Genomic DNA, 5,965 nt, shown 5'->3' with positions numbered 1-5,965 from the left:
GCCCGTGCGCGCAGGTCGTCGGTCTCGCCCTCGACGCGCGTGAAGGTGCCGCACGACTGCTCGCCCGCCATCACCTCGGCCACCGCGGCCGGCTCGAGCGGCGTCTCGATGCGGTAGCGCGCGCGGATGCGCTGTTCTGCCTGCGCCATCGTCAGAGCTTCGACAGGTCGGGGAAGGGCCGCACCGGCTCGCTGCCGTCCCAGCCTTCGGAGGCCGCGCGGATCAGGTCGAACATCTTCCCCTTCGGACCGGCCACTTCCGACAGCTCGATCACGGTGCCCGGGTGGTATTCGGTGTCGAAGTAGATGAAGCGGCCGCGCTCGCCCACCTCGCCGCTCATCACCGGCTTGAAGCCCTGCGCCGTGAGGCGCGCGAGGTCGGCGTCGTAGTCGGCGGTCCAGTAGGCCACGTGCTGCAGGCCGGAGCGGCCCGCGCGCAGGAAGTCGCGGTACATCGAGGGCACGTCGTTGCGGGTCTGGATCAGCTCGACCTGCACATAGCCCGAGTTGGCGAGCGCCACCGAGTTGTGCGGCTCGTGCGCCTCGCCGTGGTAGCGGTAGTTGCGGATCGGCACCTTGGGGTTGTAGAACCAGGGACCGACGCCGAGCTCGCGGCTCCAGTAGTCCATGGCGGCCTCGATGTCGGGCACCACGTAGCCCAGTTGGCGGATCTCGCCGAGGAATCGACTCATTTTCTTGCGCGCTCCGTTGTGCGTGTTGTTGTCAGACTTTGAGAAAACCGGTGGAGAACCACGGGATCGCGGCGACCAGCACCAGCCCCGCGAGCAGCGCGGCCATGTAGCCCCAGATGTGGCGGATGCCCTCGTCGGGATCGACCTTGCTGACGGCGCAGGCGCCGTAGTAGCCGACGCCGAAGGGCGGCGCGAACAGGCCGATGCCCATCGCGAAGATCACGACCATGGCGTAGTGCACCTCGTGCACGCCGGCCGCCTTGGCGATCGGGAACAAGAGCGGCCCGAACAGCACGATGGCCGGGATGCCCTCGAGCACGCTGCCCAGCACGATGAAGGCCACGATCGAGACCGCGAGGAAGCCGTAGGCGCCGCCCGGGATGCCGGCCATGAGCTTCGCGAGGTCCTGCGAGAAGCCCGACTGCGTGAGTCCCCAGGCCATGGCGGTGGCGCAGCCGACGATGAAGATGATGGCGCCCGAGAGCGAGGCGGTCTCGACCAGCATCGGGCGCAGCCGGCGCCAGTCGAACTGGCGGTAGATCAGCAGGCCGACCAGCGCCGAATAGACGATGCCGATGGTCGAGACCTCGGTGGCCGTGGCCACGCCCTCGACCACCGCGGCGCGGATCACGAAGGGCAGCAGCACCGCGGGCAGCGCCACGCCCAGCAGCTTGCCGATCTCGCGCGCGCCGTGGCGCTTCACCCCGCTCAGGTCCTCGCGGCGGTAGCGCCACCAGACCACCACGCAGAGCATGGCGCCGAGCACCACCGCGGGCATCAGGCCGCCGGTGAACAGCGCCGCGATCGAGATGCCGGTGACCGAGCCGATGGTGATCAGCACGATCGAGGGCGGGATGGTCTCGGTCTGCGCGCCCGTGGCCGACAGCAGCGCCACCAGGTCGCCGGGCTTGGCGCCGCGCTGGGTCATCTCGGGGAACAGCACCGGCGCGATGGCCGCCATGTCGGCGATCTTCGAGCCCGAGATGCCCGAGATCAGGTACATGGCGCCGATCAGCACATACGACAGGCCGCCGCGCACATGGCCCAGCAGGCTGGCGAGGAACTGGATCATGGCGCGCGCCATGCCGGTCATCTCGATCAGCGCGCCGAGGAAGATGAACAGCGGCACCGCCAACAGGATCAGGTGCGACATGCCCTCGTCGAGCCGCCCCACCATCACCAGCATCGGCGTGCGCGTGGTCAGCGCCAGGTAGCCGAAGGTGGCGAGCGCGAACGAGAACGCGATCGGCACGCCGGCGAACACGGTGAAGGCCACCACGCCGACGAAGAAGATCAGCAGGTTGAGCTTGCCCAGCGGCGCCAGCACCGGCCCCGCGAGCCAGAAGGCGGCCACCAGCGCCACGGTGCCGAGCGCGGCCACGGCGATCTGCCGCAAGGTGCACACGCGCAGCAGCCGCAGCAGCGCCACCACCCCCATCAGCGCGATGCCCGCGGGGATGGCCGAGGCGCGCCAGGCATTGCTGATCTCGAGCGCGGGCGTGACGACGAAGGACTCCTCGTGCGCGTAGTCGATGGCCGGCCAGGCCACCAGCGCGAGGAAGGCCACCGAGGCCGTGATGGCGAAGGTGTCGAACAGCGCGCGCGTGTCGGGCCGCAGCCGCGCCACGAAGGCGGTCATGCGCATGTGCTCGCCGCGGCGCAGCGCCACCACGGCGCCGAGCATCGACAGCCACAGGAACAGGATCGAGGCCAGCTCGTCGGACCACACCAGCGGCGCATGGAAGGCATAGCGCGCCGTGACGCCCGCGAACAGCACCACGATCTCGGCCAGCACCAGCAGCGCGGCCAGCGATTCCACCGTGCCGCCGAGCCAGCGGTCGAGGCGGCCGGCCAGCGGCGCCAGCGCGTTCGGATGGGCCACGGCGGCGCCACCGGGGGCGAGCGCGTCGGCGGGAAGCACGTGCGAGGACATGGGTGACGCTCAGGCCAGCTTGCCCACGGCCTCTTCGAGCAGCGCCCAGGCCTCGGGGCCGAAGCGGCCCTTCCATTCGCCGTAGAAGCCCGAGTCGCGCAGCTTGGCGCGGAAGCTGTCGGCCGCCGGGCGGTTGATGGTCAGGCCCTTGGCCTGCAGGTCGCCGACCACCGACTCGTTGAGCTTGCGGATGTCCTCGCGCTGCTGCAGGCCGGCCTCGTTGATGGCGCGCGCGACGATGGTCCTGAGGTCGGCCGGCAGCGCGTCCCAGGCGCGGCCGTTGGCGATGAACCAGTAGCCGTCCCAGATGTGGTTGGTGAGCGAGCAGAACTTCTGCACCTCGAACAGCTTGGCGACCTGGATGATCGGCAGCGGGTTCTCCTGCGCATCGACGATCTTCGTCTGCAGCGCCGAGTAGACCTCGCTGAACTGCAGGCTCGCGGGCGCGGCGCCCAGGCCCTTGAACATCGAGATCGACAGCGGGCTCACGGGCACGCGGATCTTCAGGCCGTCCATGTCCTTGGCAGTGGCGACCGCGGCCTTGCTGCTGGTGGTCTGGCGGAAGCCGTTGTCCCACATCTTCTCGAAAGCATAGAGGCGCGACTTGGCGATCGCGCCGCGCACATGGGCGCCGAGCTTGCCGTCCATGGCGGCCCAGACCTGCTTGTAGTCGGCGAAGGCGAAGCCCACCGCATTGATGGCGGCCACCGGCACCAGCGTGGCGATCACCAGCGCCGAGGGCGTGAAGAACTCGATGCCGCCCGAGCGCACCTGGGCCAGCATGTCGGTGTCGCCGCCGAGCTGGTTGTTCGGGAAGATCTTGATCTCGACCCGGCCGTTGGTCTCCTTGGCGATGCGGTCGGCCGCCTCCTGCGCGCGGATGTTCAGCGGGTGGCTCAGCGGCAGGTTGTTGCCGTACTTGTACGAGAACTCCGCGGCGCGGGCCGTGCGCGGCAGGGCCGAGAACACGCCGGCGGCCGGAACGGCCGCGATGGCGGGAAGGGCGGACAGGGTGCGAATCGCGCTGCGGCGGGTGACCGGTGCCATGCTGTGTCTCCGTTGTGTGGATGATGCAAATTGATGCATCATTGATTGAATTTCCTCGAAGATATAGGCCTCACCCTGTACCGTCAAACCACGGTTTGATGGTTTTTGATGTATGCGGGTTAACCCTTCAAACCAATCCTCCGCGCCGGCCGACGGCACCGCGGCGCGCGCCACCGTGGCCGACATCGCGCGCACCGCGCAGGTCTCGACCGCCACCGTCGACCGCGTGCTCAACAAGCGCCCCGGCGTGCGCGACGCCACCGTGCAGCGCGTGCTCAAGGCCGCCGCCGAGCTCGGCTACCTGCCCGAGCGCGACCTCTACGCGGCGCTGGCGCCGCGGCCGCTGCGGCTGGTGTTCCTGCTGCCCAGCGGCACCAACCGCTTCATCCGCATGCTCGGCGACATGGTCGGCTACGCGCAGGAGCACTGGGCGCCGTTCAACGTGGTGTGCCGCACCGAGCTCACCGAGAGCTTCAACCCCGAGGCGCTGGCCGCCGCGCTGCTGCGCCTGGGCGGGCGCTGCGACGGCATCGCGATGATGGCGCTCGAGCATCCGGCCGTGCGCGAGGCCGTGGCCGCGCTGGCCGCGCGCGGCGTGCCGGTGGTGACGCTGATCTCGGACCTCGCGAACTCGCAGCGCGCGGCCTACATCGGGCTGGACAACCGCGCCGCCGGCCGCACCGCGGGCTACCTCATCGGCCGCTTCATCGGAGCGCGCGCCGCCAAGGTCGCGCTGATCGCGGGCAGCCTGCGCTACAGCGCGCACCAGGAGCGCGAGGCCGGCTTCCTGCAGGTGATCGACGAGATGTTCGAGCCGCTGCAGGTGGTGGGCCTGCGCGAGGGCCAGGACGATGCCGACAAGAACTACCGCCAGACCCGCGCGCTGCTCGAGCAGCATCCCGAGCTCGCGGGCATCTACAACATCGGCGGCGCCTCCGACGGCGTGGCGCGCGCGCTCAAGGAAGCGCAGCGCGACCAGAAGGTGGCCTTCATCGGCCACGGTCTCACGCCCGACACGCGCGCGCTGCTGATCGACGGCAGCATGGACGCGGTGATCACGCAGAGCCCGCATGCGACCCTGATGAGCTGCGTGCGCATCTTCACCAACCTGCGCGAGGGGCGCGACGTGCTCAGCGGGGTGGAGACGACGCGCAGCGTGGTGATCTTCAGGGAGAACCTGCCTTGAGGCGCGGGGGTATTCGCGGCTGATGGAAACTAGCATCGATGCCGCAAACCCCGACCCCACGCCCCTGCTACGCGATCAAGACCGAGGTCGCCGACCCGCGCGCCACGCGCTTCGAATTCGCGGCCCAGAAGACCATGTACGGCGGCAAGCAGATCGCGCCCGGCGACACGGTGTTCGTGTTCGCGAGCGAGAACGCGGGCGGCGCCGGCCTGGTCGCGATGGGCATCGTGACCGCGGCCGAGGCGCTGCCGCTGCTGCCCGATGTCGAGCGGCAGACGCCGCGCGTGAGCATCGCGGTGCGGCGCACCGCGCTCGCGAAGGCGCCGCTCGGGCGGCGCGAGCTCAAGCCCCATGCCGACTGGAACGACGGCCGGCCCGAGACCGAGCTCAACTTCAAGTTCTACCGCCAGGCCACCGACAAGATCGTCGGCATCTCCGACGCCGCGGCGGACTACCTGCGCGCGTTCTTTCGCTGAGCCGGCTCAGCGCTCGGCGCGGCCCGCGCGCTCGGCGAACAGCTCCGCGATCACCTGCCGCAGCCAGCGGTTCGCGGGGTCGGCCTCGAAGCGCTTGCTCCAGTGCAGCGACACCGTGAAGTCGCGCAGCGGAAAGGCCGGCTCGACGATCGCGTAGCCACCCTCCTGCGCGAAGCCGCGCGCGATGTTGCGCGGCATCACCACCGCGAGGTCGGTAGCGCGCACGATCGCCGGCAGCACCATGAAGTGCTCGGTGGTCAGGCGCACGCGGTCCTCGAGGTTCAGCAGCTGCAGGATGCGCAGGGTCTCGGCATGGGTGCGCACCGCCACGTACTCGAGCGTCTGCAGCGCCTCGATCAGCGCCTGGCTGGTGCGCCGGCCGCGCGCGAACGGATGGCCCTTGCGCAGCAGCACGATGTAGCGGTCCTTCAACAGGTGCAGGCGCTGCGTGTCGCGCACCTTGGGCAGGAAGCCGAAGGCGAAGTCGACGCGGCCGCTGTCGAGCGCGGGCGCGATCTCGCCGGGCGCGAGCGGCAGCGTCTCCATGCGCACGCCGGGCGCGAGCTCGCCGAGCCGCGCCATCAGCGCGGGCAGGAAGCGGCCCTCGCCGATGTCGCTCATGTGAATACGAA

6 protein-coding genes and 1 pseudogene are annotated in these 5,965 nt (G+C 70.0%); 2 read left to right on the top strand and 5 right to left on the bottom strand.

Annotated features, from left to right (window positions below; all coding sequences use genetic code 11):
* From AC27VN_RS30240 to AC27VN_RS30225, 4 genes and pseudogenes are all read right to left on the bottom strand, one after another.
* A pseudogene (locus tag AC27VN_RS30240) lies at positions 1–149 on the bottom strand (ribulose 1,5-bisphosphate carboxylase); the annotation flags it as partial.
* A 2-nt stretch (positions 150–151) separates the two neighbouring features.
* Positions 152–691 (bottom strand): VOC family protein, encoded by a 540-nt coding sequence (locus AC27VN_RS30235; RefSeq protein ID WP_490878945.1) that lies wholly within the window; start codon positions 689–691, stop codon positions 152–154.
* 31 nt (positions 692–722) lie between these two features.
* Positions 723–2,624, bottom strand: coding sequence for a TRAP transporter large permease (locus tag AC27VN_RS30230; RefSeq protein ID WP_490878944.1), 1,902 nt, complete (start codon positions 2,622–2,624; stop codon positions 723–725).
* 9 nt (positions 2,625–2,633) lie between these two features.
* Complete coding sequence (locus AC27VN_RS30225) at positions 2,634–3,671, bottom strand: TRAP transporter substrate-binding protein (RefSeq protein ID WP_398499473.1); 1,038 nt, start codon at positions 3,669–3,671, stop codon at positions 2,634–2,636.
* A gap of 112 nt (positions 3,672–3,783) precedes the next feature.
* On the opposite strand from AC27VN_RS30225, the gene AC27VN_RS30220 reads away from it, so the two are divergent.
* Both AC27VN_RS30220 and AC27VN_RS30215 read left to right on the top strand, forming a co-directional pair.
* Entirely contained in the window at positions 3,784–4,857 is a 1,074-nt protein-coding gene (locus AC27VN_RS30220; RefSeq protein ID WP_398499475.1) for a LacI family DNA-binding transcriptional regulator, read from the top strand.
* Positions 4,858–4,895: 38 nt separating this feature from the next.
* Entirely contained in the window at positions 4,896–5,333 is a 438-nt protein-coding gene (locus AC27VN_RS30215) for a hypothetical protein (protein WP_490878943.1), read from the top strand.
* A gap of 6 nt (positions 5,334–5,339) precedes the next feature.
* Here AC27VN_RS30215 and AC27VN_RS30210 read toward each other — a convergent pair.
* On the bottom strand, positions 5,340–5,965 hold a 626-nt coding region (locus AC27VN_RS30210), incomplete at its 5' end, for a LysR substrate-binding domain-containing protein (protein ID WP_490878942.1).

Source organism: Variovorax sp. 20P10.2.4, from assembly GCF_058244205.1.
The sequence above is the reverse complement of the archived record's forward strand: the minus strand, read 5'-3'. Positions and strand labels throughout refer to the sequence as shown.